General features: G+C 65.0%; 20 protein-coding genes and 1 pseudogene. 10 read left to right on the top strand and 11 right to left on the bottom strand.

The window, feature by feature from the left end; translation table 11 throughout:
• Positions 1-46: 46 nt before the first annotated feature.
• Together AC5FRW_RS02155 and AC5FRW_RS02150 are read right to left on the bottom strand one after the other, a co-directional pair.
• Positions 47-2,599 carry an efflux RND transporter permease subunit gene (locus AC5FRW_RS02155; RefSeq protein ID WP_493566775.1) on the bottom strand — a complete coding sequence of 851 codons (2,553 nt, stop codon included), beginning with the start codon at positions 2,597-2,599 and terminating at the stop codon, positions 47-49.
• A gap of 1 nt (position 2,600) precedes the next feature.
• Positions 2,601-4,868, bottom strand: coding sequence for a COG1361 S-layer family protein (locus tag AC5FRW_RS02150; RefSeq protein WP_493566774.1), 2,268 nt, complete (start codon positions 4,866-4,868; stop codon positions 2,601-2,603).
• A 245-nt stretch (positions 4,869-5,113) separates the two neighbouring features.
• Here AC5FRW_RS02150 and AC5FRW_RS02145 point away from each other — a divergent pair, with 245 nt between their 5' ends.
• Positions 5,114-5,743 carry a TetR/AcrR family transcriptional regulator gene (locus tag AC5FRW_RS02145; RefSeq protein ID WP_493566773.1) on the top strand — a complete coding sequence of 210 codons (630 nt, stop codon included), beginning with the start codon at positions 5,114-5,116 and terminating at the stop codon, positions 5,741-5,743.
• Positions 5,744-5,793: 50 nt separating this feature from the next.
• Positions 5,794-6,489: a PAS domain-containing protein gene (locus AC5FRW_RS02140; RefSeq protein WP_493566772.1), complete on the top strand. Its 696-nt coding sequence runs from the start codon at positions 5,794-5,796 to the stop codon at positions 6,487-6,489.
• Positions 6,490-6,510: 21 nt separating this feature from the next.
• On the opposite strand, the gene AC5FRW_RS02135 is transcribed toward AC5FRW_RS02140, so the two are convergent.
• Positions 6,511-7,092, bottom strand: a complete 582-nt coding sequence (locus tag AC5FRW_RS02135) for a response regulator (RefSeq protein WP_493566771.1) — start codon at positions 7,090-7,092, stop codon at positions 6,511-6,513.
• A 179-nt stretch (positions 7,093-7,271) separates the two neighbouring features.
• Between AC5FRW_RS02135 and AC5FRW_RS02130 the strand changes: the two genes are divergently transcribed.
• Positions 7,272-7,556, top strand: a complete 285-nt coding sequence (locus tag AC5FRW_RS02130) for a DUF8006 family protein (protein WP_493566770.1) — start codon at positions 7,272-7,274, stop codon at positions 7,554-7,556.
• On the opposite strand, the gene AC5FRW_RS02125 is transcribed toward AC5FRW_RS02130, so the two are convergent.
• The gene (locus AC5FRW_RS02125; protein ID WP_493566769.1) at positions 7,553-8,416 is read right to left on the bottom strand and encodes an NAD(+)/NADH kinase; all 864 of its coding nucleotides are present in this window, start codon (positions 8,414-8,416) and stop codon (positions 7,553-7,555) included. The genes AC5FRW_RS02130 and AC5FRW_RS02125 overlap by 4 nt on opposite strands.
• A gap of 137 nt (positions 8,417-8,553) precedes the next feature.
• On the opposite strand from AC5FRW_RS02125, the gene AC5FRW_RS02120 reads away from it, so the two are divergent.
• Positions 8,554-9,777: a KaiC domain-containing protein gene (locus tag AC5FRW_RS02120; protein WP_493566768.1), complete on the top strand. Its 1,224-nt coding sequence runs from the start codon at positions 8,554-8,556 to the stop codon at positions 9,775-9,777.
• A 447-nt stretch (positions 9,778-10,224) separates the two neighbouring features.
• Positions 10,225-10,674: a universal stress protein gene (locus tag AC5FRW_RS02115; RefSeq protein WP_493566767.1), complete on the top strand. Its 450-nt coding sequence runs from the start codon at positions 10,225-10,227 to the stop codon at positions 10,672-10,674.
• Positions 10,675-10,764: 90 nt separating this feature from the next.
• Here AC5FRW_RS02115 and AC5FRW_RS02110 read toward each other — a convergent pair whose 3' ends face one another.
• Together AC5FRW_RS02110 and AC5FRW_RS02105 are read right to left on the bottom strand one after the other, a co-directional pair.
• Positions 10,765-11,193 (bottom strand): universal stress protein, encoded by a 429-nt coding sequence (locus AC5FRW_RS02110; protein ID WP_493566766.1) that lies wholly within the window; start codon positions 11,191-11,193, stop codon positions 10,765-10,767.
• 60 nt (positions 11,194-11,253) lie between these two features.
• Positions 11,254-13,077, bottom strand: coding sequence for an ATP-binding protein (locus AC5FRW_RS02105; protein WP_493566765.1), 1,824 nt, complete (start codon positions 13,075-13,077; stop codon positions 11,254-11,256).
• A gap of 128 nt (positions 13,078-13,205) precedes the next feature.
• Between AC5FRW_RS02105 and AC5FRW_RS02100 the strand changes: the two genes are divergently transcribed.
• Positions 13,206-13,553 (top strand): DUF7113 family protein, encoded by a 348-nt coding sequence (locus AC5FRW_RS02100; protein ID WP_493566764.1) that lies wholly within the window; start codon positions 13,206-13,208, stop codon positions 13,551-13,553.
• A gap of 234 nt (positions 13,554-13,787) precedes the next feature.
• A complete protein-coding gene (locus tag AC5FRW_RS02095; RefSeq protein WP_493566763.1) occupies positions 13,788-15,878 on the top strand; it encodes a S9 family peptidase in 2,091 nt (696 codons plus the stop codon).
• Positions 15,879-15,885: 7 nt separating this feature from the next.
• Here the strand turns inward: AC5FRW_RS02095 and AC5FRW_RS02090 are convergent, their stop codons facing one another.
• Both AC5FRW_RS02090 and AC5FRW_RS02085 read right to left on the bottom strand, forming a co-directional pair.
• Positions 15,886-17,136 (bottom strand): DNA double-strand break repair nuclease NurA, encoded by a 1,251-nt coding sequence (locus AC5FRW_RS02090; RefSeq protein ID WP_493566762.1) that lies wholly within the window; start codon positions 17,134-17,136, stop codon positions 15,886-15,888.
• Between the two features lie 70 nt (positions 17,137-17,206).
• On the bottom strand, positions 17,207-17,599 hold the full coding sequence (locus tag AC5FRW_RS02085) for a DUF7522 family protein (RefSeq protein WP_493566761.1): 393 nt from the start codon (positions 17,597-17,599) through the stop codon (positions 17,207-17,209).
• 403 nt (positions 17,600-18,002) lie between these two features.
• On the opposite strand from AC5FRW_RS02085, the gene gpmI reads away from it, so the two are divergent.
• The gene (gene gpmI / locus AC5FRW_RS02080) at positions 18,003-19,523 is read left to right on the top strand and encodes a 2,3-bisphosphoglycerate-independent phosphoglycerate mutase (RefSeq protein ID WP_493566760.1); all 1,521 of its coding nucleotides are present in this window, start codon (positions 18,003-18,005) and stop codon (positions 19,521-19,523) included.
• 254 nt (positions 19,524-19,777) lie between these two features.
• Positions 19,778-21,241 carry a carbohydrate-binding protein gene (locus AC5FRW_RS02075; RefSeq protein WP_493566759.1) on the top strand — a complete coding sequence of 488 codons (1,464 nt, stop codon included), beginning with the start codon at positions 19,778-19,780 and terminating at the stop codon, positions 21,239-21,241.
• A gap of 58 nt (positions 21,242-21,299) precedes the next feature.
• Here the strand turns inward: AC5FRW_RS02075 and AC5FRW_RS02070 are convergent, their stop codons facing one another.
• Together AC5FRW_RS02070 and AC5FRW_RS02065 are read right to left on the bottom strand one after the other, a co-directional pair.
• Positions 21,300-22,160, bottom strand: coding sequence for a hypothetical protein (locus AC5FRW_RS02070; protein WP_493566758.1), 861 nt, complete (start codon positions 22,158-22,160; stop codon positions 21,300-21,302).
• A gap of 139 nt (positions 22,161-22,299) precedes the next feature.
• Entirely contained in the window at positions 22,300-22,938 is a 639-nt protein-coding gene (locus AC5FRW_RS02065) for an RNA 2'-phosphotransferase (RefSeq protein WP_493566757.1), read from the bottom strand.
• Positions 22,939-23,075: 137 nt separating this feature from the next.
• Here AC5FRW_RS02065 and AC5FRW_RS02060 point away from each other — a divergent pair, with 137 nt between their 5' ends.
• Complete coding sequence (locus tag AC5FRW_RS02060; RefSeq protein WP_493566756.1) at positions 23,076-23,864, top strand: DUF8127 domain-containing protein; 789 nt, start codon at positions 23,076-23,078, stop codon at positions 23,862-23,864.
• Positions 23,865-23,876: 12 nt separating this feature from the next.
• Here the strand turns inward: AC5FRW_RS02060 and AC5FRW_RS02055 are convergent.
• A pseudogene (locus AC5FRW_RS02055) lies at positions 23,877-23,966 on the bottom strand (carboxylating nicotinate-nucleotide diphosphorylase); the annotation flags it as partial.
• Between the last annotated feature and the right edge of the window lie 222 nt (positions 23,967-24,188).

Raw genomic sequence — 24,188 nt, 5'->3', positions numbered from 1 at the left:
TCTCGTGGCGGACGGGAAAAAGGTTCACCGGGCGTGCCCCGCTCGCTCACTGACGCTCGAACCCAGTGTCGTCGTCACCGCCGTCGACGGCCGCAGTCGTCGTCGAATGGCTGTGGCGCGGCCCGATCCCGAACAGCGAGAGCAAGCGCCGCTCCCCGAGGATCAGGGCGTCCCAGATCACCAGCGTCGGCGGGAGCACGATCAGCGACGCGAGGAAGGCGAAGGTGATCGACAGACCGGTCAGGACGCCGAACTGTCCCAGCGCGGGGAACAGTGCCAGCGCGAGCACGCCGATACCCGAGACCGTCGTGAGCATGCTGCCAAGCAGTGCCCCGCCGGTACCCCTGACCGTGCGGTCGAGCGCGGTCTGCAGGCCGTTCTCGGCGCGTTCGTCGGCAAAACGATGGGTGACGTGGACGGAGTAGTCGACGCCCAGCCCGATCGTGATCGCGAGGATCGTCGCCGTGATCGCGTTGAACGGGATCGACAGATAGCGCATCGAGGCGGCCACGAGCGTCACCGTCACCGCGACGGGGATGATGTTAGCGATCCCCAGCGTCGCGTACCCCTCGAAGATCCGGTAGATGAACATCAGGAAGACCGTCGCACCGATCAGGGCGACCGCGAGACTCGTGATCGCGGATTCGAGGATGAGATCGGAGACGGCTTTGAACACGACGGTGTTGCCGGTCGCAGTCGCATCCATCCGGAACCGGTCGGCGACCTGTCGCGTATCGTCGGTGATCGCGGCCTGTGAGGCGTCGGCCTCGACCGTGTACGTGATACGCGCACTGCGCCGGTCCTCCGTCATGTAGTTCGCCGCCCGGTCACCCACGGGCGAGTCGAACAGCTCGTCGTAGATCTGCCGGAGATTCTGATCCGGGACGCCGTTGTCGTTCTGGTCGTTGCGCTCGACGAGTCGCCGGAACTCGGGGTCTTGCTGGGCGTAGCTCTGGATCACCGTGACGATGGAGGTCGACTCGGCCCGCCCCCCGCTCTCGACGAAGGAACTGGGCGGGTCGTCGCCGGCGCGATAGATCTCTTCGAGAGCCGACCCCCGTTGTAGCTGTCCTTCGACGTACACCGTCGTCTGACTGGACTGAGTCGTCGCAAACTTCTCTTCGAGGAAATTCAGCTGTGCGGCGACGGTGTACTCGTTCGGTGCGAACGGTTCGGGCAACTCGTCTAAGAACGCTGGCGTCTCCTCTGGGGGGAGGAAGTCTTCCTGAGAGAACGTCGTGTCGATTTCCTGCGCGTAGACGCCAGCCCCGGCACTGCCGACGAGCAAGACGGTGAGGACGATCGCCGGCGCGGCGTCACCGAGCGTCACGCCGACACGCAGGACCGATCCCAGCGCCGACTCCTCGGAGCCGAGCGGTGTCTCACTGATCGTCGGAATCGGGTATCGCTCGCGCAAGCGATCGATCTCGACTTTCGCCGCCGGCAGGAAGATGCCGAAGATCAGGAACGTGAAGACGATCCCGACACCGGCGACGAGACCGAACTCTCGAATCGGCGCGAGCGAACTCGTGAAGTTCGACAGGAAGCCGATGACGGTCGTGCCGGTGACGATGAAGAACGCCACGATCAGCTGATCGGTCGTGATCCGCATCGATTCGTCGATCCCCTTGTCGTTCACGAGTTCCTCACGATAGCGGTTGACCGCGTGAATCCCGAAGTCGATCCCGACCGCGAGCAAGAGCGGCGGGACGGCGATCAACATCTGGCTGAAGGGAATCCCCGCCAATCCGGTAAAGCCGAACGTCCAGACGATCGCCAACAGGAGCGCGAACAGCCCCAGTCCGAGGTCGATCGGATCGCGGTAGGCGATCGCGAGAAAGAGGAAGATAAAGAGGATCGCCGCGGGCGTGACGATCAGCAGGGAGTCGAAGATCACGTTGCTGAACTCCGCAGCGACGATCCCGCTCCCAAAGACCGTGAGGGCCCCGCCAGCAGCGGAGTCGACCTGAAACTCCGCCTGCTGCTGGATCGCCGTCAGCGGGCTGGAGCCACCCTGCCCCGACCCCGACGAGAGACCGGCGGGCACCTCGTGAGAGATGACGCCGATCGCCGCGGACGCAGTCGCCGACTTGCGGTTGAAGTCCTGACTGACCGTCGACCGGAACTGCGGACTCGTCTCCGCGGCCTGTCGAATCGCGCGGTCGATCTCGCTCTCGGGCGCGCGCTCGATGGCGTCGATCTGGTCCTCGACCGTCTGTGCGGACGGGTCGAGCGTCCGGGCGACGATGCCCGCCGCACTGCTGGTAGCGGTGACCCGCATCTCGGGGTGGTCCTGCACGCGGTCCTGTGCTCGCAGCATCCGCAACATCGCCGGCTTCGAGAGAACGTTGTTCTCTTTCTGGATCAGTTGCGTGCTGCCCGTGTCGGTCGTAAACGTCGGCGAGAACTCTCTGTTGATGTCCTCGAGGGCCTCCTCCTCTGGGAGGCCGGTCGCGAACTGGGAGGTCCCCGCCGAAGTCGAGATGTTGCCGAGACCGGCGCCGAACACGAGTGTCACGACCAGAAACGTCAGAATGACGCGTCTGGAGTCGTGGATGATCCGGTCGTCGATCCAGTCGATGTAGCGTTGATAGTCCATACTAGCGGAAGCGCAGGAACGCACCGACGCCGATCAGGACGACGACGAGACCGCCCCCGATGACCGAGAGGGGCAGGCCGCCACCGCCGCTTTGCTGATTCACGTCGACCGGGATGTTGTAGGTGTCCGAGGTGACGGTGTCACCGTCGGTTTCGTCGTACTGGAAGTCCATCGAGACGGGATAGGTCTTGTCCAGCGCACTCCCGCCGGCACTGATCGAGAAGGTCAGTGTCGTCGACTCTCCCGGCCCGAGTTCGCTGACGAACGCCTCGTCGTCGTTGGCGGAGATCGGCGAGTCGGCGAAGATCTTTGCGTTGATGTCCCGGAGCGGTTCGTCTTTCGTGTTCGTGATCTCGATTTCGATGTTCGTGTCGCTGCCGGCGGTGACGTTGGCACTCTGGATGCCCACGTCGAACTCGTCGCTTTCGCCGGCAACATCGGCACGGACGTTCAGTGAGTCGCTGGTACGGCGCTGATCGTCGTCGTTGTCGTACTGTGCCTGCAGCGAGAACTGGCGCGGCCCGCTGCGGGCACTGTCACTGACGTCCACGTCGAAACTGAACTCGGCGGACGCACCGGCGTCGAGTCCCCCGACGGAGTACTCGGTCTCGATCGGGCTGACGTTGCGCTGTTCGCTGGCCCAGACGAGCACCACGTCGTCGACTGGCCGGGGACCGGTGTTGGTGAGTTCGCCCTCTAACTGGCCGTCGTCGCCGACCTGTAGCGAGGTCTCGACGTTCTCGACGGCGAAGGACTGTTCGGCCGTCGGCTGGAGACCGAGTGAGATGCTGCCCTGTCGTCCGGCGGTGCCACTCGCACGCTCGTAGCTTACGGTCGCATCGAGCGCGTAGTCGCGCTGTTCGGCGCTGTCGCCGGCTCTCGCGTCGAAGGTGACGGTCCGTTCCTCACCTGCCGCCCACGGTCCGACGAACTGGGTCGCACTGTTTGACTGGCCGAAGGTGATATCTGCGTTCTGTGAGGTGAGCGTGACCGAGGTGTCGTTGAGTGTGGTCGTTCCGTCGTTGCGCAGCGTCACGGTGTACTCACCGGTGTCGCCGACCGGAACGGCGCTGTCCGTCGAGACGACGGTAAAGCGCTGTGCGTTCGGGACGAGCGTCGTCGTCAGTCCCTGCACCTGCCCCGCGTTCCCGTCGCTGTCTTCGAACGAGATGGCAGCCGACAGGGAGTAGTTCTGGCGCTGTGCGCTCGGACTGGCGCTCGTATCGAACGTGACCGTTCGCGTCTCACCGGTGGCCCAGTCACCGACCGATCTGCTCGCGGTGCTGGTCTGGCCGAACGTGATGTCGGCGTTCTGTGAGGTGAGGGTGACGCTGGCGTCGTTTGCCACGTCGGGGCCGTCGTTGCGCAGCGTCACGTCGTACGTCCCGCTGCCCGCGATGGGAACGTTGTGTTCGGTCGAGACGACCGTGAAGTCCTGCTCCGGTCGCGGCTGGACGGGCACCGACACGGCAGGCGTCGAGCGCGACTCACCGTTTGGCAGTTCGTAGTCCGCCGTCAGCGTGAACGGATACGACTCGGTGTCGGCCGCCTGACTCGCCGTGAGGCGGTACTCGAAGGTCTTCTGCGTGCCGGACTCCCAGCGCTCGACGTACCGGCTCGCCGACCCGGACTGTCCGAAGGTGAGATCGCTGCTCGACGACGCGAACGACATCGTCGTGTCGGTCGCCGTCGCAGAACCGTTGTTCTCGACGGTCAGTGCGACCGTGCCCGTGCCGCCGACCCGCGTCTTCGTGTCGACATCGACGACTTCGAGGCGCGCGGATTCTTGAATCTTCACCGCTACGTCGATCGTCTCGGTCGTGGACTCGCGGTCGCGCGTACCTTCAGTCTCCGAGACGTAGCTGTAGTACTCGTACTCGACGGTGACCGGAAGCTGGTAGGTCCCCGGCTCGGCGTCGTCCGGCACCGAGACGCCGAACGAAATCGGCTGTGTCGCCCCGGTGGGGACAGTCCCGAGCGCTTGTTCGCCGGTCGTCACCGAGAGGGGCGCACCGCCACTACTGAGTGAGATAGTCGTCCCGCGTGCGGTCGTCACTTCACTGTTCAGTGCCGGATTACGTGTCGACCCGGTTTCGAGATCGCCGCTGTTTAGCAGCACGACACCGAGCTGTGCCTCGGCTCCGGGCGTCAGTGTGTTGTCGGTCACCGAAGCGCTGAGGTCCGGGCTACCACTGACTGCCGCGGTGGCGAGTCCCGGCGCGACGAGCAATACGACGACTGTCAACGTGAGGATAGTACGCGATCTCATGTGTAGTCGGCCCGCAACGTCGTTCGGCGACGACCGGTCGATGGTGAGACAGCGCACGAATCCAGAGAGGAAAGATGGACTCCTGGCCGGATCTCGGTCGCTTGCGTCTCGAACGAACGTTCGGGCATCTACCTCGAACGAACGTTCGGTAGCATATCAATCTACCGTTGTTCGCTTCCCGCCTACTCGCTCGTGGGGCCGCCCGCATCGAAACGTTTAGGATGCCGACCGAATATTCGTTCGGTATGGACGCAGAGTCGCCCTTTTCCGGCGAACCATCAGACTCCCGTGAGGCGATCATGCGTGCGACGTACTGCGCACTCAAGCAGTACGGCTACGCTGGTCTCTCGATCCAGCGGATCGCGGACGAAGCCGACCTGAGCAAGTCGACGTTCTATCACCACTACGACAACAAACACGATCTGTTGACCGCGTTCGTCGACTTCATCCTCGCGGAGTTTACGCGCATCTTCTCGCTTTCGGCCGGGGACGATCCGGTCGAGAATCTACGAACGTACGTCGACCTGATCCTCGATCCCGAATCGGTTGGCGACGTCGCGGAGATGTCCCCGACGGCGACCGTGCTTGGGACCTACGTCGAACTGCGGGCACAGGCCGTACAGGACGAGACCTTCCGCCAGAAGTTCACCGAAGTCGATCGGGGCTTCGAGGAGCAACTCGCGGCGATCATCCGCGATGGGATCGAACGCGGCGATTTCCGAGACGTAGACCCCGAAGGAACGGCGACATTCGTCCTGACACTGATCGCCGGCCACACGTTCCGCCGGGCGACGCGAGAGGACGATCCGACCGAGGCAGTCCGGGCCGAGTTCGACGCCTACGTTCAGGACACCCTCCTCAGCGACGACGCGTAGAGCACGGCGATGAGACACTGTTTTACCATCCGCCATCCAGTGGTCACACGATGAAGGGGGCTGCTGTCCGTTTCGGTTCCGGGTGTCGATGGGTTCTCTGGCTGGGCTGTCTCGCCACGCTAGCGGCCGCCGAACCGACGCACGGCCCACTCGCGGCGACGCTGCTTGCGACCGCTGGAACGCAGCGGCTCCGTGGTGTCGGTGGCTTACTGGCCGGACTCGTGGTGGGGGCCGCACTCGGCGGCGCGATCGGGTACGCCGCCGTCTCCACGGTGACCATGCCACTCTCGGTGCTTGGGACGGTCGGACTGGGCGTCGCTCTCGGGGGTGGCATCGGCGTCGTGACGAACTACCTCGCGACGGGCGACGAAGACGAGATCGACGAGACGATGACGGTCGAACGCGAGTCCCAGCAGTTCGAGCCGACGCCCGCCGATCTGTTCGACGACCACCCCGACCCGGTGCTCTACGTCGCCGACGACGGCCACGGACCGGTCGTCCGTGCCGCAAACGAAGCCTACGGGGCGCTGTTCGACGTGCCGGTCGACGCTGTCATCGGTGCGCCACTGGAAGAAGCGGTGCTGGCCGGAAGCGAGACCGACACCGTCGTCACGGCAGTCGAGACGGGCGAGCCACTCGATACAGTCGTCGCCTGTGAGACCAGCGACGGCGAGCGACCACTCCGCCTGCGAACGGTGGGTGCCGGTGCCGACGGCTATCTACTGTATACGCCGGTCGACCGATAGCCGAACTGACCGTGACCGGGGTCAGCCCGGATGGCGACTGATCTCTTTGAACGCTCGTTCGATGTCGTCGAACTCGTCGAGCGTGTCGTCCATCTCGGCTTTCAGTTGCTCGATGCGATCTTTGAGCGCCGCCACGTCCTCGTTGGCGTCGAGCGTCTGGGTCGCTTTCTCGGCTTCGAGGAGTGCGAGTTTCGACGTGGCTTCGAGATAGCGCGTCAACTGGTCGTCGTACCGCCGTGCGGTCAACTGCTGGCGGATCGCTGCGACCAGATCGTCTTTCTCGACGGGCTTACAGAGGTAGTCGTCGAAATCCATGTCGATGATGTCGAAGTCCGGGTCGACGGCCGTGATCATGATGACTCGGCAGTCGGCGTTACGCTTGCGAATCGCTTCGAGGACTTCGTCACCAGAGACGCCTGGCATCCGCCGGTCGAGTAACACCACATCGATCTCGTCACCATCCCCAATGGTTTCGAGCGCTGCCTCGCCACCGTACGCGGTTTCGGTCTGAAACTCGTTTCGCAACCGAAGCGCGTAGACGTCGGCGACTTCTTCCTCGTCGTCGACGACGAGGACGGTGGCATCGTCGGTTGTCCCTGGCACTGTTGGAACGTTGTTATCCCCGCGCTTATATTTGTTTGTTGCCGGTGGTTCGCACGTGTTCGATTCCGGAACTGACGATGAGCGGTGTTCCGACGAGGATCTCGGGACTCACGACTGCGGGGATACTCTCCGCGGAACGGAAGTTTAAAGATTGCCTCAGGGCGAAACTCCGAACAAGGATGTTTCCGCCACTGCAAGTCATCGACAGCGTCTTGCTGAACTACAACGTTGGGGACGCGTTGCTGCTGGTGACAGTACTGGGTGCCGTGGGTATCTTTCTGCAACGGTCGAACAAACTGCTGAGCCTGCACCTGCTTTCGCTCGGGCTTGCGTTTCTCGTCCTGCCCGGAAAGATGTTCGAGCCGGCAGCCAGTAGCCTGCTGAGCAGTATCGAGATGTACAAGTTCGTCGGCCTGGCGATCCTCGTGGTCGCTCCCGTCATCTTCACTGTCAGTCGGCGCTAGATCAGTTTCCCGAGCGCCGCGAAGAAGTCCCGCTGTGGACCGGCGATTTTCACCGGCTCACCAGCACGCGTCACCCTGATCTGTGTCGGTGGTGTCACCCGTTCTCTGATCCGACCGTCCCCGACGACGACTCCCGTCTCGCCGCCTTCGATCCTGATCGTGACCTCGCTGTCGTCGTCGACGACCAGCGGCGGCATCGCTTCCTCGCCTGCCATCTCGGTGACGACGACGCCATCGACCCGCGGGTGGACCAGCGGGCCGTCCTCGCTGAGATTGTACGCCGTCGACCCCGTCGGTGTCGCCACCAGCACACCGTCGGCGTGACCGCTGGTGTACAGCGAGCCATCGACGCGGACCTCGAAGCCGGCACCGCCGCCGTGTCCGCGATGGGTGCCCTGAACGACGACCTCGTTGAGCGCCGGGGGGAGCGTCCAGTCGTCGCCACTGGCCTGCAGACGCGGGACCGTCCGCGTCTGTGCTGTCCCGTGCTCGCGAATCCGTTCGACCTCCGTGACGACGGTCTCGACGGCGTCGTCAGGTGCCACAGCGTTCAGAAATCCGACTTCACCGAGATTGACTCCGAGGATCGGCGTCGACCCGGCACCCCGGGCGGCAAAGAGGAAGGTGCCGTCGCCGCCGATGCTCACCACCAGTTCACAGGTGCACATCTCGTCGACTGGCACGCCCGGAGGTGCCGGGCGCTCACCGTCCGGCCAGCGGTCCTCGTCGGCAGCCAGCGTGGCCGCCGTCGTCTCGTCGAAGACGACCGACGCGGGGACGGCCTGCAAGCGCTCGAACAGTCGTGTCGCCAGCGAGATCGCTCGGTGGTTCGATCGCTGTGCGACGATCCCGACCTTCATCGTCCCGGGTTTTCGGCGGCGCGTACATAAACCCGTCCACAGCCGCCGATGTTCGCGAGTGATAACGTCGGCGATACATTTACTCCCCTCGCACCGAAACCCGGGCGCATGGCAGTTAGCGGGGACCCGATCACGCTATGACCGAGGACACGTCGGACGACGACTGGTTCGAGCGCGCCGTCGGCGAGGACGGTTCGGACTCCGATGGCGGAGAGGAAGCGGACGCTACCCCGGAGCGCAGCGACGACGAACCGAACGAACAGTCCCCAGAAGCAGCGGATAGTCCCTTCGAGGACGACGCCACCGCGGAAAATCCCTTCGACGACACCGGCGACGAGGGCAACAGTCCCTTCGAGAGCGACGCCAGTGCCGACAGTCCCTTCGACGACAGCAGCGACGAGGGCGACAGTCCCTTCGAGAGCGACGCCAGTGCCGACACCGGCGACGAGACCGACAGTCCCTTCGGGAACGACAGCGGTGCCAGCAGTCCGTTCGACGACAGCAGCGACGCCAGTGCCGACAGTCCCTTCGACGGCGACGCCAGTGCTAGCCCGTTCGACGACGAAAACGACTCGCTGTTCGACGAGGACTTCGAATCGGCGTTCGCCGCCGCGGGCAGTTCCGGCGGCGACGCCGACGGCTTCGAAGACGAGGATTTCGAGTCACAGCTCCCACGGATCGATCTGGGTATCACCGGTCTCGACAGCATGATTCAGGGCGGAATCCCGGAACGTCACCTGATGGTCACCATCGGCTCGGCCGGGACCGGGAAGACCACCTTCGGGCTGCAGTTCCTCCACCACGGACTCCAACAGGGCGATAAGGCGATTTTCATCACGCTGGAACAGAGCCACGAATCGATCGTCGCCACCGCCGAAGAACGCGGCTGGGAGTTCGAGGCCTACGAGGCCGACGACCAGCTCGCGGTCGTCGATCTGGACCCGGTGGAGATGGCGAACAGCCTCGATAACATCCGCGACGAACTCCCACAGCTGATCGAGGACTTCGACGCCGACCGCCTCGTGCTGGACTCGGTGTCGCTGTTGGAGATGATGTACGACCAACAGGCAAAGCGCCGCACCGAAGTGTTCGATTTCACCCGCTCGCTGAAGCGGGCCGGTGTTACGACGATGCTCACCTCCGAAGCCAGCGAGACCAACCCTTACGCTTCGCGCCACGGCATCATCGAATACCTGACCGACGCCGTGTTCGTCCTCCAGTACGTCCGCACCGAGACCAGAGAGACCCGACTGGCCGTCGAGATCCAGAAGATCCGCAACGCCAACCACTCACGGGAGACCAAACCCTACGAGATCATGATGGACGGCATCAGCGTCTACGAACAGGCCAATATTTTCTAGACCACCTTTTTGCGCTGCGGGTTCGAGTCGCGCTTCGCGCGCTCGAACCGCTTGCGCAAAAACGTGGGCGAAAAAGGCTGAACCTCGCTTTGCTCGGTTCAGTGAACCGGGCGACCTGCCGGGTCCTGACGGACCGCTCGGTCGCCCGGATGCTTGTGGTAACGTTGTTGGCGCGCGCTGTCGCGGCCGCTGTGCCGCGACGAAATCACGCGAGGGATGAGCGAGCGAAGCGAGCGAGTCGGTTGGGGAGGCAGTGGCTCGGTGCTGTACGGTCCTTGGTGGATCGAAAGGGCGAGGGCTTTCAGTTCGCGGTAGAACGGCCGTCACTGTATTTGCTAGCGAGCGTCGTGACCCTTCAGTTGGTGGCGTCGGCACCGAAACTGTCCCGAGAAAAATCACCAGAACTCCCGAGCCAAGAATTAAGCGACCCCCGGACGACGGGCCGGTATGGTCTTGCTCGTCCCCTTCGACGGATCGGATCTGGCAGCGACTGCCCTGGAACGTGCCGTCGATTTTTCTGAGTACACCGACGAGGACGTGCTCGTCCTCTCGGTGATCCCCGACGACAGCGAGTACGCCGTCGAACGGGGCTGGATCGGCGAGAGTGAGGCGTACGATCCCGAGGCGGTCGCCGAGCGCTTCGCGCAGCGCGTCGCCGAGGTCGCACCCGACGCCGACTTTCGCGTCGAGACGCCCGAGGAGGTAAGTTCGATGGCCGACGTGACCACCGACGTGGTACGGACGATCCGGCAGGTGTCCCACGAAGTCGCGGCCTCGATCGTGTTCATCGGCAGCGAGAACGCCGGGCGCGTGTCGACGCCGGTCTGTAGCGTTGGCGCACCGCTGTCGGAAGATCCCGAGTACGACGTCCACATCGTCCGGCACGCGACGGCCTGAGACGGTTTATTGCCGTTGCGTACCGGTGATCGTCGCCACGGGGGAGACGATCATCGGTACATCGCTACAACAATCCGTATGAGCGCGCTGCTACCGCGCGACCGTCACCGGCACCGACGCCTGCCGGACGACAGTTTCTGCGACGCTGCCCAGCAGAATCCGCGAGACACCCGAGCGGCCGTGACTGCCCATGACGATCTGGTCGATGTCGTTGTCCGCGGCGTAGTCGACGATCACGTTCGTCGGTCGGCCGACCTCGACGACTCGCTCCACGTCGATGTCGCGGGCCTCGGCTTCGGTGACGAGTTCGTCGAACAGTTCGTCCGCAGTGGCTTTCTCTCGCTCGTACCACTCCTCAGAGAAGGACGGAATCGAGGCCTGTGCGCTGTACCCCGCCTCTGCCGGATCGATCACGTGCAGGAGGACCATCGTCGACTCTGGGAACTCCCGGACGACGAACGCACAGGCCTCGTGGGCCTGTGCTGAGCTGTCCACCGGCACGAGGATGCGCTTGCCCATGTCAAGAAATGACAGGGGGTCGAGTTATAGCCTTCGGCCACCCGCTCGCGGACCGGACAGTCAGTCCCGGCCGTGCTTCGTGACGCAGGTCGCGAGTCCCTGAATCTCGACGGGTTCGGAGTTGTCCGGCGAGTAGACGACCATCTGGCCTTTCTCCATGTAGGGCACTTTCGATTCGAGGTTCGCCGGGATATTGACGGCCGAGATGGCGTCCTCGTCGCCCAGATTCAGGACGACGGTGGTGTTGATCTGCTTGAACACGGAGTCGGCGATGTCCTGTGGATCCTGCGTGATCAGGAACAGGCCGAGCCGTTCTTTCCGGCCCTGCTTGGCGGCCTCGGTGAACTTCCCGATCACTTTCCGGGCCTGCACGCTGTCGGCGTCGGTCAGGAAATTGTGAGCCTCGTCCATCCCCAGCACGAGGGGCGTCTCCTTGATCCGTTCGTAGGTCGGGCTGTTCGACAGTTTCTCGTCGACGAGCATCGACGCCAGCGCGAGCACGATGGTGGTCTTCGACCGGGAGTCGTTGATGTGGTAGGTCGGGACGACGCTGATGCCCCCGGAGCGGACGAACTGTTTGACCATCTCGGTGATCGGGCGGGCGTCCTGATCGAAGACGCCGCCGAAGCCGTAGGCGCGGCGTTTGACCGCGTCGAAGGTGGCCTCGTGGACCCGCCCCGATTCGTCCAGTTCCTCCTTGAGTGCGGGGTCGTCGAGGAAGGTGGTGAACTGGTCGTACGTGCCCGACGCACCGTACTCCTTCTGGAAGCGATCCAGCAGGTAGTGCAGCGCCGAGTACTGATTGTCGTTTAACTGACTGCCCGCGATCAGCCACGGATTGTCGTACACCATCGAGAAGGGAATCGTGAACTCGACTTGCTCGGCGCGGTGGTGGCTCGCGGCGTAGCTCGATCCAGACACTTTCGGGACGAAGGCGGTGGTGTTGTCGTGGCCGCCATAGGCGATGCCTTCGCGCTCACACCGGCGCTTGAAATCGTCGGGCAACTCACCGTCGTCGTGCATCTGGGCGTACTCGTCTTGTGGGTCGAACATGACGAGACACGGCGATACGTCGCGACCGTCGCCCTCGATGGGATAGTCCCGGTCGGCAGCCAGATACTGCCGGAGGATGTTCTTCGAGCCGTGGGTCTTGCCCGACCCCGTCCCGCCGGCCACGAGCGTGTGCCGGAAGACGAGCGGGTCGCCCGAATCGTAGTCGTCTTTCAGCCGGTAGTCGATGGTCGGCGGTTCGGCCGCAGTCCTGACCTTCTCGCCACCGACGGCCAGATGGCCCAGAAAGACGCCATCCTCGGGGATTTTCAGTCCGGTCTTGATCTCACGCTTGTCGGTGGCCTGCCGGACCACGGTCTCGGGTTTGGGGACGCGGTCCGTCATCCGCCGCTTCATCTCGTCGCCCTCGCCATAGAGGACGGCGACCGGCTCCAGCGTCGCCATGAACTTGAAGTCCTGTTCGTCGATCCCACCGGAACGCATCGCCCGCCGGGCGTGGATCTCGGTGGCGTCGTCGGCCCGGAACTCCTGTGCGTACTCCAGTCCCGAGATACGACAGAACAGGCGCTCGCCGTCGGGATAGGGGACGAGCAGGTACTTCCCGATGCGTACGTCAGAGCGGTTGCCGACGGTGACGTACGCCCGCAGACAGGTCTCGCGCTCGTCCTCGCAGATGGTCAGCCCCTCCGAGGCCGAGAGGACGCCGATGCCGCGGTCGCTGCCAGTCGGCTCGATGTCCATGTCCTCGAACGGGTCCGCGTCGGTCTCGTCGTCGGTCGCTGTCGCGTTGCTGTCGGCGACTGACTCGTCCTCGCTCGCGTCCTCGGCGCTATCGCCGCCGTCGAAGTCCGTGAAATCCCCGAGATCAGACATACGCGACCACTTGTGCTCCCGTGACTAACCGCTTTCCCCCCGAGGACGTGTGGGGTAAGGTGAAGCTACCCACCGACGAGACCGCTGGCGGGGCGAGGTTTTTACCCATTGGTACCGTATGTCACAGTATGTTACTGATCCGTGGTCAGGCTGGTGGGACGGAGCTGACGGGGACCCTGTACGAACAGGGCGAACACGCCCCCTCGTTCAAGGGTGCGCCCGACGAGGACGCGCCCTACGTCTGGGTGTGTGATGCCTTCTACGAAGTCGAGAGCGGGGGCCAGACACAGCAGATCGACGGCGAGGAGGTCAGGGTGGCCTTCGAGTCGCCGATGCCGCGGGGTTTTACCGACCGGGAGGGAGCCATCGCGGCCGCGAAAGAACACCTCCGGACCCAGTTCGCCCGCGTCGGCGTCCCGGAGGAAGTCGTGGAGATCGAAGTCGTGCAGGTCCAGGAAGCCGGTCCCGAGGCGTGAAACACTGGCTCTGACGCCACTACTGTTCTGAAACGGTCTGGAAAGCACTGAAAGACTCGCTTCGCTCGACTTTCGAGATCATACTCATTGCGTTCGGTGTCTGCACGCCAGTCAGAACCAGGAGAGAAGCGATTAGAGCTCCTCGAACGCCGCGCCCCATAGCACGTCGCTGTACTCGATCTGGGGTCGATGGCGATCCACTACAGTCTTTGACTGCCAGTCACACACGGAGGTATGGATCCGATAGTGGCGGCGGACTTCTACGACCTCGATCAGATCGCGACACCGCGGCTCTCGCCTGACGGGGATCAGGTAGCGTACGTCCACCGGACGGCGAAAGACGACGAGGCGTACGAGGCAACCATCCACGTCGTCGACAGCGAGGGCGGCGAGTCTCGACGGTTCACGCTCGCGGAGGGGGTCGACTCGGAACCGCGCTGGAGTCCGAGCGGCGACCGGCTCGCGTTCGCCTCGACCCGCGGCGCGGCGGACGACCGCCAGCAACTCTGGGTCCTCCCGACCGACGGTGGCGAGGCCCGGCAGGTGACCGAGGTGGTCGGCGGCGTCGAACAACTCGCGTGGTCGCCCGACGGCGACCGTATCGCGTTCGTCCAGCGGGTAAGCCCGGACGACCGCGAGGCCGACCGTGACCTCGAAGTCTCCGAAGAGTACGAACCAGAATCACCGGACCCACGAGTCGTCGACCGGACGGTGTACCGGACCGCAGAGGAGTACACCGACGGCAAGCGACAGCAGGTGTATCTCGTCACCCTCGACGGCGACGACGTCGAGCGCCTGACGACTGCCGACCGCGAACACGTCAGCCCGGTCTGGGGCGGTCCCGAGACGCTCTATCTTGCCTGCGACGCCGACGTGCCCGACCCGGACGACTCGCTGGAGACGGAGATCAGACGCTACGACCTCGCGACCGACAGCGTCGACGTGGTCCACGAGACGACGACCTTCCAGCCCCGGCTTGCGGCCAGCGGCGAGCGCGTCGCCATCCCCTACACCGATCCCGAGGACGGGACGCTGGCACAGACGGAGCTACACCTGCTGGACGAGGAGGGTGGCGTCCACGACCTCACTGCACGACTCGACCGGTCGCTCGCCGTCGACCTGCGCCCGACGTGGGACGGGGAGACCCTGTACTTCGGAACACCCGACGAGGGTGCGACGGCTCTCTGGCAGATCGACGCGCCTGACGCGTCGGACGCTGACGACTCGGAGCCACGGGCGACCGACCGCGTTCCCGAGCGCGTGCGTCGCGACGAGTGGTCGTCGGTCGCCGGGTTCGACGTGCTGGGCGACCGGATCGTGTACGTCCAGAGTTCGTGGGACCACCCCGGGGACCTGTTCAGTGCCGATCTCGACACCGGCGAAGCGGCGCGGCTCACGGCGTGCAACGCCGACTACCTCGCGAACCACGCCGTCCAGAAGCCTGAGGAGATCAGCTATCCAGTCGGCGATCTGGGCGACGAGGCGGGCGGCGAGACCTGTCAGGGCTGGGTGCTGACACCACCCGATTTCGATCCCGAGGAGACGTACCCGCTCGTCGTCGAGGTCCACGGCGGCCCACACGCGATGTGGACGACGAGCGGGACGATGTGGCACGAGTTCCAGACGCTGGCGGCCAGTGGCTACGTCGTCTTCTGGTCGAACCCGCGCGGGTCGACGGGCTACGGTGAGACCTACATGCAGGCCATCGAGGGCGACTGGGGACCGATCACCGCCAGCGACGTGCTCGCCGGGGTCGAGGCGGTGACAGAGCGGTCGTACGTCGACGCGGACCAGCAGTTCCTCACCGGCGGGAGCTTCGGCGGGTACATGACGGCGTGGCTGGTGAGCCACACGGACCGCTTTACCGCCGCCGTCTCCCAGCGGGGCGTCTACGACCTGATCGGCTTCTACGGGTCGACGGACTGGGCGTACAAACTGGTCGAAGACGATTTCGGCACGACGCCGTGGGCGGATCCGGGAGTCCTGCAAGACAAGTCCCCCACGGGACACGCCCACGAGGTCGAGACCCCGACGCTCGTGCTCCACGGCGAGGACGACTACCGGACGCCGATCTGTACCGCCGAACTCTTCCATCGCATCCTCCGCAAGCACGGCGTCGACACCCGCCTCGTCCGCTATCCTGACGAGGGCCACGAACTCTCCCGGAGCGGTCAGCCCGGCCACGTCGTCGACCGAATCGAACGGATCGTCCGCTGGTTCGACGGGTACGCGGCCGACCGGGAAGTCCCGCCCGCACTCGAACGAGCGCCAGACGCCGGTCTGTCCACGTCCGAGGCCCCGGAGGAGACTGCAGACGAGGAGTGACGCTCGCTTAGAACTCCTCGAACTCCGCGCCCCAGCGCACGTCGTTGTACTCGCGCTGGCGGTCGCTGTCGAACTGCGCTTCGATCTTCTCGCGCAGCGCCGCCTTCTCGTCCTGGCCGATCCGGGCGAGTTCGTCGGCTTTGGCGACCGACAGGGGCGGGCCACGCTCTGCAGCGATGTCGGCCAGTACTTGTCGGGTGATCTGGCGGCGGCGCTGCTCGTCCCGGGTGACGCCGTGGGGTGCTTCGATCCGGTACAGCAGGTCCTCGCGGGGGTCGTAGACGACGAAGAAGGTCACTTCGTAGGCTGCCGGATCGAGTTTGCGTTCGATGCCCAGCGCGTCGCCCTGCGAGGAGAGGGGGTGGTCGGTGCCCACGCGCGAGCAGAACCAGTTCGTACACGTCAGCGCGTCGGTCAGGCGCTCGCCGTCGTCGTCGCGCCGTTCCAGCAGTTTGGTGAAGAAAGCGGCGTCGTTGGCCCACGGTGCCTGCCCACGCTGCCGTCGGACCGCCCGCGTGATCGCTTTCGAGCCGGTCGATTTGACGAAGCCGATCAGCGGCACGTCCCGGTCGAGAAAGCGCTCGACCAGTCGGACGTAGTTCTCGACGACGGCAAGCACGTCCTCTTTGACGAGCAGTTCGGCGAGTTCGGGGTCGTGGTCGGCCCACTGGAGCAGGCCGGTCGGATAGATCGGCCCATCGAGGACGAGCAGATCCTGGACGACATCGGCCTGATCGAGGGCGTGCTCGCTCTCGGCGAGGTAGAGTGCGAGCGCGTGGACCACGTCCTGCTCGTAGCGGTCGACCCGCGGCGTCTGGAGCACGCGCCGGCGTGCGTACCCCTCGTCGTCCATTCGCCATTCCTCGTCCAGTCCGACCGTCTGGTCGTTGGTGTGGGCGGTCATGACGATCGTCCGCCCCCGGTGGAGGTCCAGATCCGACGGGACAGCGCTCATCGCCGCCTGTGCGACATCGAGGACGAGGCCGTTCTTGAACGTCGTCGGATTGATCGTCCCCGAATCGAGTCCGTGCTGGGTGTCGAAGGCCGTCGCCTGCAGGGCGGCGTCCTCGATGGAGACCTTCCGGCGGCGTTGCTCGCCGACCGGTTCGAGGACCGGCGTTCCATCGACCAACAGCGGATCGAGGAACTCCTGCCAGACGGTCTCGGCGAACTCCCGGTGGTCCTGCTCGTCGACCCCCTGCTCGATCTGGCCCGCCAGCCGCGCGATGCCGTCGACGTGCACCGGGTCGAGTGTCATATGCGTGGCTTTCGCCGGTGGCGTATAAGAATTGTCACGGCGTCCGGTTCCAGCCCCCGGAGCGGCCCGCTTACTCCTCGCCGGCCTGCTCGTCGAGCATCCGGCCGATGGCCTCCGCGATCTCCTCGTAGGAGGTCATCGACAGCCCGTCGGTGGTGATCAACACACCGGCACGGTCGGCGGTGACTCGCAGCAGGTAGCCGTTCTCGAACGCCCGAACTGTGAACTGGTACTCGCCCAGTTCGGACTCCTGATAGGCGTTCTCTGTCTGCTTGTACCCCTGCCACTCGTGGCCGACGAAGTCGTTCAGGTCCGCGTCCTGTTCGAGGTCGCCACGAAGGTACAGTTGCTCGAAGTTCGCTCGCGTGAAGTACGTCACCGATCGCAGGCTGTCGCCAGTGGCCGTGCGCGCGGTCGTCACGATGTTGTCGGCGAACTCCTCGTCGATGATCGTCTGACTCATACCCCACCAGTCGCCAGCGAGACGTATAACTCCCGGGTTCGCGGCGACCCCCGGTCCCTTCCTGCGACGAGTGGCCGTCAGATCCGCGAGGACAGCAGACAGGTCCTCGAAAGCCCTCCCAGCAGCCACTGAACCGACCGCTGCAACCAAGATCTCGAAAGCCCTCGGCTCGCTACCGCGGTCTGTGCGGGATATCCTCCTTCCAGTCGGATAGCGCCCGCGCAGACCGCGGTAGCGAGGGCTTTCAGAGCGTTACAGGGTCACTCTGCGTTTGCGAGCAAGCGGGGCGAGGGCTTTCCATAGTTATTCACGACGGTCGTCACAGTGATCGGTGCGAGGAAGCAAATCGCAACGACGACTAGTAGCCGACACGCTATTGAGTCACCCCCGCCACCGGTCGAGTATGCAAGTCGGACTCGTCATTCTGGACGGCTGGGGCCTGAATCCCGAGACGGACGTGCGGGACGCGGTCGCCGCCGCCGACACGCCCAATTTCGACCGGTATCGCGAGGCAGGTGCGTTCAGTACGCTCGAAACCCACGGCCGTCGGGTGGGCCTGCCCGAGGGCCAGATGGGGAACTCCGAGGTCGGCCACCTCAACATCGGTGCCGGGCGGGTCGTCACGCAGGACTCCGCGCGAGTCACCGACAGTATCGAGGACGGCACCTTCTTCGAGAACGAACGGCTCCAGTCCGCGTTCGACTACGCCGCGGACCACGACGGACGCGTTCACTTCATGGGGCTGGTCTCGGACGGCGGGGTCCACTCCTACCAGAAGCACCTCCACGCGCTGATCGACTTCGCCGCCGACGAGGGCGTCGCGGCGGTCACCCACGCCTTCACCGACGGCCGGGACACCTCGCCGACCGGGGGTGAGGACTATCTCGCCGAACTGCAGGCCCACGCCGACGAACGGGGCACGGGTCACGTCGCGACCGTCTCGGGTCGGTACTACGCGATGGACCGCGACCAGAACTGGGAGCGCACGCGTCGGGCGTACGACGCCATCGTGAATCGCGACGCCGAGTACACCGCCGACACCGCCGTCGAGGCCGTCACCGACTCCTACGACCGGGACGACACCGACGAGTTCGTCGAGCCGACGCTGATCGCTGACCAGCCTGCACTCGACGACGGCGACGCCGTCGTCTTCTTCAATTTCCGTTCGGACCGCGCCAGACAGTTGACGCGGATGCTCGGCGACATCCGGCCCGAGGACTGGGGGGCCGACACCGAGCCACCCGAGATCGAACTGGTGACCATGACGCAGTACGACGCCACCTTCGATCTGCCCGTGGCGTTCTCGCCCAATCAGCCCGAGGACGTGCTGGGCGAGATACTCGCCGAAACGGGCCACACACAGCTCAGGCTGGCCGAGACAGAGAAGTACGCCCACGTCACCTACTTCCTCAACGGCGGGCGAGAAGTCGAGTTCGACGGCGAGATCCGCCGGATCGTCGAGAGTCCCGACGTACCGACTTACGACCGCCAGCCCGAGATGAGCGCCCCCGAGGTGACCGACACGGCAATCGAGGTGATCGAGGAATCGAACCCCGACGCGCTGGTCTGTAACTACGCGAACCCGGACATGGTGGGTCACACTGGCGACTTCGAGGCCGCCATCGAAGCCGTCGAGGCCGTCGACGAGCAACTCGGTCGCCTCGTCGACGGGATCACCGGCGCTGGCGGTGCGGTCTGCATCTGTGCCGACCACGGCAACGCCGACGACATGGGCACCGTCGAGGACCCCCACACCGCACACACGCTGAACCCGGTGCCGTTCGTTTACCTCGCTACCGACGGGACGGACGGCGGTCGGACGGCCCGCGACGGCGGCACGCTGGCCGACATCGCACCGACGATGCTCTCCCTGATGGGGATCGAACAGCCAGCGGCCATGACGGGCGGGTCGCTGCTGGAGTGAGCCGTCGCCCCACGCAGTGACAGCGACGCAGTCGTCGGCGTCGGTCGTTCACACACGGCGCACGCTCGACTGTGCGACGAGCGACAGCACGACGCGTTCGCCATCGTTACACACGATAGATGGTTATATTTTAGACGTTTGGATGTTAGTATTGGTCCGTGGTCGGGACCGCAACAGTCGAGCGGTGGATGTGGGACGACAGTAGAAGGCCACCAGCGCGTCGATCCTGACCGACAACACGGGAGATTCAGAACATGCGACGACGCACGTACATCAAGTCACTGTCGACGCTCGTCGGTCTGGCGGGTGTGGGCACGGTAGCGCCACAGCAACAGTACCCGACCTGGGACGCGGAGGCGACGTACACGTCGGGTGACCGGGTCGTGTACGACGGGGCGATCTGGGAGGCCGGATGGTGGACGCAGGGCGACGAACCCGGCGCGAACCAGTGGGGTCCTTGGGAAAAGATCGGCCCGGCAGGCGGCGGGAGCGACACCGACACGCCGACCGCGACGCCGACGGACACGCCGACCGACACACCGACCGACACCCCAACAGAGACGCCGACGGACACGCCGACCGATACACCAAGTGGCGACTATCCCGTCTGGGACGCCGAAACCGCGTACGCGAGCGGCGACCGAGTCGTCCACGAGGGGACCATCTACGAAGCGAACTGGTGGACACAGGGCGACGAACCGGGCTCGCAGGAGTGGGGTCCCTGGAAAGAGATCGGGCCGGCCGACGGCGGGTCGGACGACGGGAGCGACGACGGATCGTCGGACGACCCGAACGTGGGAACGATCCCAGAGAACGTCTTCGCACCGTTCGTCGACGTGACGTTGGACGATCAGCAGTCGCTGACCGACTCCGTCGCCGATGCCGGAACGAAGTACTTCACGCTCGCGTTCGTCAATGCCGCCGATGGCAAGCCGGCGTGGGCTGGCGACTCGAACCTGATCGTCGGCGAGGACAGCCCGCGACTCGACATGGGCAGCCAGATCGCCGACCTCCGGGCCGACCACGGCGGCGAAGTCATCATCTCCTTCGGTGGCCTCAGTGGCACCTACCTCGCGGAAGCGATCACGGACGCGAACACGCTCAAACAGAAGTACGCCAGCGTCGTCGAGGAGTACGACGCCCAGTTCATCGACTTCGACGAAGAACAGCACATCCGCTCGAACCCGTCGGTCATCGAACGGCGTAACGAGGCACTGGCGATGCTGCAGGAGGAGTATCCCGATCTCGAAATCTCCTATACGTTGCCGGTGATGCCCTACGGGCTACCAGAGCAGTCGAGCAACGACGTGTTGTTCGTCCTCGAAGACGCCGCCGACCGCGGTGTCGACCTCAGTGCCGTGAACCTCATGACGATGAACTACGGCTCGTCGTTCGAGATGAGCGGCGAGACCGTCGTCGAGGCGGCCGAGAACGTCCACACCCAACTGGGCGAGGTGTACCCGAACCGCTCGGCGGCCCAGCGCTGGAACATGATCGGACTGACGCCGATGATCGGCCAGAACGACATCGACTCGAACGTCTTCTACCCCGAGGACGCACAGACGGTGCTCGATTTCGCCAGCCAAAAGAACCTCCGCTGGCTGTCCTTCTGGGAACTCGTCCGCGACAACGGCGCGGGTAGCGCCCTCTACGAGAGCAGTCAGATCGATCAGGAGCCATACGAGTTCTCCGGGATCTTCGACGACTTTACCGCCTGAGACGGCTAATCGACCGACAGCACACACGGGCTGTCGCCGTGTTCACGGTCGATCCGTCTCAGCCGTCGCCGGCTTCGGCGACGGCGAACTCGACTTTCAGCGGTTCGAGCACGTCGTCGACGTGCGCACGCTCGCGTTCGACCGTACCCGGGTCGCCCGGTGGATACGCGCGTGCGAGTTCGAGCGCGCGGTCGTAGGCCTCGCGTGCTTTCACGAGGAGTTCGTAGGCTGATTCGTCGTTGTCGGCCGCCAGTTCCCACTCGGCGGCAGCCGTCGCCTGCTCGCCGTGGTCGCGATGAGCGGCGACGAGGCTCGTGATGACGGCCTCAGCATCGTCGCGGGCCGCACGCTCGGCCTCACTGACGCGACTCCGGTCGTCACCGAGCAACTCGGCGGCCCGGCGGTAGGCGTCGAGTGCCGCCTCAAGTTCGTCGGCACGCGCCGCCGGGTCGTCGGTCGCGTCGGCGACGTCGTGGTGGTCCGCGGCCACGCCGAGGAGGTGCTCGGCCAGTTGGTCCTGTAGCGTCTCGACGGCCTCGTCGACCGCCGCGGCGGTGCGGGCGGTAAAGTCCCAGCGGACGCCCGCAGTCGTCTCGACGACGAGCGCCTGCGTCAACAGCTCCGAGCGCTTTTCGATCCCGTCGAGGTCGTCGAACGGGACGGCGGCCACGAAGTCATCGTCCCGAGTCACCGGATCGGCGACGACAAAGACGAGTCGGCAGTCGGTGATCACCGCGACGGCACCGGTGTCCGAGCCGGGTTCGACCGTCGTCTCGCCTTCGTCATCGACCCGAGTGACGCCGACGCGGGTGTTCGTCAGGACCTGTGTGACGGCTTCGTCGCTCGACAGAACCGAACGGAGCGGCCGCTGTAACAGTGTCTCTGCGACCGGCGTTGTTCCGTTGTTGCCCGACACCATGTGTCCCTGTCAGTCGGTGACGTTCAGCAGTACGTGTGAGACAAGCGCCAGAATTCTGATAAGCGTACCGGTTACTGCAGTCTGTGCAGCGGTCAGGTCCGCTGATCCCCGGACGTATCGGTCGATACCGATGGTCACACTACCGATCGAACAGACGAAGATAGCCCGGGTCGATCCGGTCGGTCGTGTACGTCTCGGTGCCCCGCCGGACGATCCGGTGGTCGTCGGCAAGCATACTGGCGGCATCGACGGCAAACACGACCGGGTCGCTGGCATGGCGTGCACCGACCGCACGGGCCGCGTCGACGCTGTCCGAGAGATGGACCTGCTGGCGATCCATCGGTCGGAGTCCCTCCTCGCGGATCGCGTCGACGTTCCGCGGTGCGGTGCCGTGGTACAGCGTGTCCGGTACCGGCGTCTCGGCGGCATCGAGGACCACGTCGACTGAGTGGCCGTAGGCAGCTCTGACGCGGCCACCGGTCTCGTCGCGCTCGAAGCGTCCCTTGGGATCGGTGGCGACGACCGCAGCGACGTGTTCGGCCGTCGCCCAGTCGTACTTCCGCTCGACCGCGGCGACCAGCGCGTCCCAGTCGGTCCAGCCGGCCTCGTCGAGTGCGATCCCCGCATCGTCGGGAAAGTGTCTGAGCGCGCCGCTACAGAACTTCGAGAGTCGCTTCCGGCGCGCGCCGTTTAGGACGTGGGTACCCTCGTCGTCGCAGACCGGACACGCGCCCTCGTGGTAGCCGTGGGCCTCGCAATGATAGATCGCCGCAGGCATCGCCGGACCGTTCGCAGCCGAGTGACTTCCGTGTCGGGGTTCGGCGGCGCGCTGCGACCGCTCGCCGACGAGATGTCGACCCGGAGTCCATAGTGTCTGGACCCAATCGGTAAGCGCCAGGCTCGAAAGCCCCAGCCGTGTCCCTGAATTCCGACGCCCGTACCGGTCTCCTCCTGCTCGTCGTGGGGACGTGCCTGCTCGCCAACGTCGGTCACCTCCACGTCGTCTCACCCGGCAGCCCGAGCTACGACTACCAGCGCGTGAACGTCTCCGTCGAGGCCGGCGAGTTGCGCTTTACCGTGGATGGCGAGTCTGCCGCCCCACCAGAGACACTGGCCGGCGTCGGCTGTGACGGCCTGACAGACAGGAGTCCCGACCGGCTCTGCCGACTCGACAAGTGGTTGCTGAACGACTCCGGTCCGATCAGGACCGCGACGGTCGAGCGGACGGATCCGTCGTGGACCGACGCCCAGCGCTTCGTACACCTGCCACAGGGGTTCTACGAGCGCACGGAACTCACCCACCGGTCCACGGCGTCGGTGAGCGAGGACGAGCGGCTGCTCACGCTCACGCCGGTCGAGCCGGCGACACTGCTCGACGCCATCGCGGTCCCCATCGAAGACGCTTCGCCGGGCCTCAGGCGAACCGTCCGCCGTGACGGCCGCACGACCGATCACTACGTGACGGGGGCGGGCATGGACACCAGAATCGCCGACGTGACGGCCACGGAGTGGGACGAGGCCGGCACCGTCGTCGAGACGGGCGACGGCTACGCCGTGACGAGGCTCACCTACGGCGGTGGCGCCCCTCCGCCCTACCGCTTCCTCGCCGGTGGTCTCCAGTGGACCGTCGGACTGGCACTGGTCGCGGTCGGCGGCCACCGCTATCTCGCCAATCGCCCGGCGACGATCACCGACGGGAGATGAGCACCGTATCGGCTACCCCGTCCGAAAAGACAGGTCCAGCGTCGGCGCGGAGTGGGTGAGCGTACCCATCGAGATGATGTCGACGCCGGTCTCCGCGTAGTCACACGACAAAAACGACGTGTATATTCACTCAGTGGTTAACTAAATCCTATCGCAAAATCTTTCCTACTGTTGTCAGATCGGAAAACATGGAAAGCGGCTTTACACTCACGATTGACACCGCCGACCGCGATTCGGAAGCAATCAAATCGGAGTTGTGTGACCAACTGCCGACACTCATGCCTGAGGCGTATAAAAGCGGTAATCCCGAAGCCAGCGTTTCAA

Source organism: Halomicrobium sp. HArcht3-1, from assembly GCF_058933345.1.
The sequence above is the reverse complement of the archived record's forward strand: the minus strand, read 5'-3'. Positions and strand labels throughout refer to the sequence as shown.

Coding starts and splice junctions, on each gene's coding strand:
- AC5FRW_RS02155 (WP_493566775.1), bottom strand. CDS start 2,599: ATGGACTATCAACGCTACATCGACTGGATCGACGACCGGATCATCCAC.
- AC5FRW_RS02150 (WP_493566774.1), bottom strand. CDS start 4,868: ATGAGATCGCGTACTATCCTCACGTTGACAGTCGTCGTATTGCTCGTC.
- AC5FRW_RS02145 (WP_493566773.1), top strand. CDS start 5,114: ATGGACGCAGAGTCGCCCTTTTCCGGCGAACCATCAGACTCCCGTGAG.
- AC5FRW_RS02140 (WP_493566772.1), top strand. CDS start 5,794: ATGAAGGGGGCTGCTGTCCGTTTCGGTTCCGGGTGTCGATGGGTTCTC.
- AC5FRW_RS02130 (WP_493566770.1), top strand. CDS start 7,272: ATGTTTCCGCCACTGCAAGTCATCGACAGCGTCTTGCTGAACTACAAC.
- AC5FRW_RS02125 (WP_493566769.1), bottom strand. CDS start 8,416: ATGAAGGTCGGGATCGTCGCACAGCGATCGAACCACCGAGCGATCTCG.
- AC5FRW_RS02120 (WP_493566768.1), top strand. CDS start 8,554: ATGACCGAGGACACGTCGGACGACGACTGGTTCGAGCGCGCCGTCGGC.
- AC5FRW_RS02115 (WP_493566767.1), top strand. CDS start 10,225: ATGGTCTTGCTCGTCCCCTTCGACGGATCGGATCTGGCAGCGACTGCC.
- AC5FRW_RS02110 (WP_493566766.1), bottom strand. CDS start 11,193: ATGGGCAAGCGCATCCTCGTGCCGGTGGACAGCTCAGCACAGGCCCAC.
- AC5FRW_RS02105 (WP_493566765.1), bottom strand. CDS start 13,077: ATGTCTGATCTCGGGGATTTCACGGACTTCGACGGCGGCGATAGCGCC.
- AC5FRW_RS02100 (WP_493566764.1), top strand. CDS start 13,206: ATGTTACTGATCCGTGGTCAGGCTGGTGGGACGGAGCTGACGGGGACC.
- AC5FRW_RS02095 (WP_493566763.1), top strand. CDS start 13,788: ATGGATCCGATAGTGGCGGCGGACTTCTACGACCTCGATCAGATCGCG.
- AC5FRW_RS02090 (WP_493566762.1), bottom strand. CDS start 17,136: ATGACACTCGACCCGGTGCACGTCGACGGCATCGCGCGGCTGGCGGGC.
- AC5FRW_RS02085 (WP_493566761.1), bottom strand. CDS start 17,599: ATGAGTCAGACGATCATCGACGAGGAGTTCGCCGACAACATCGTGACG.
- gpmI (WP_493566760.1), top strand. CDS start 18,003: ATGCAAGTCGGACTCGTCATTCTGGACGGCTGGGGCCTGAATCCCGAG.
- AC5FRW_RS02075 (WP_493566759.1), top strand. CDS start 19,778: ATGCGACGACGCACGTACATCAAGTCACTGTCGACGCTCGTCGGTCTG.
- AC5FRW_RS02070 (WP_493566758.1), bottom strand. CDS start 22,160: ATGGTGTCGGGCAACAACGGAACAACGCCGGTCGCAGAGACACTGTTA.
- AC5FRW_RS02065 (WP_493566757.1), bottom strand. CDS start 22,938: ATGCCTGCGGCGATCTATCATTGCGAGGCCCACGGCTACCACGAGGGC.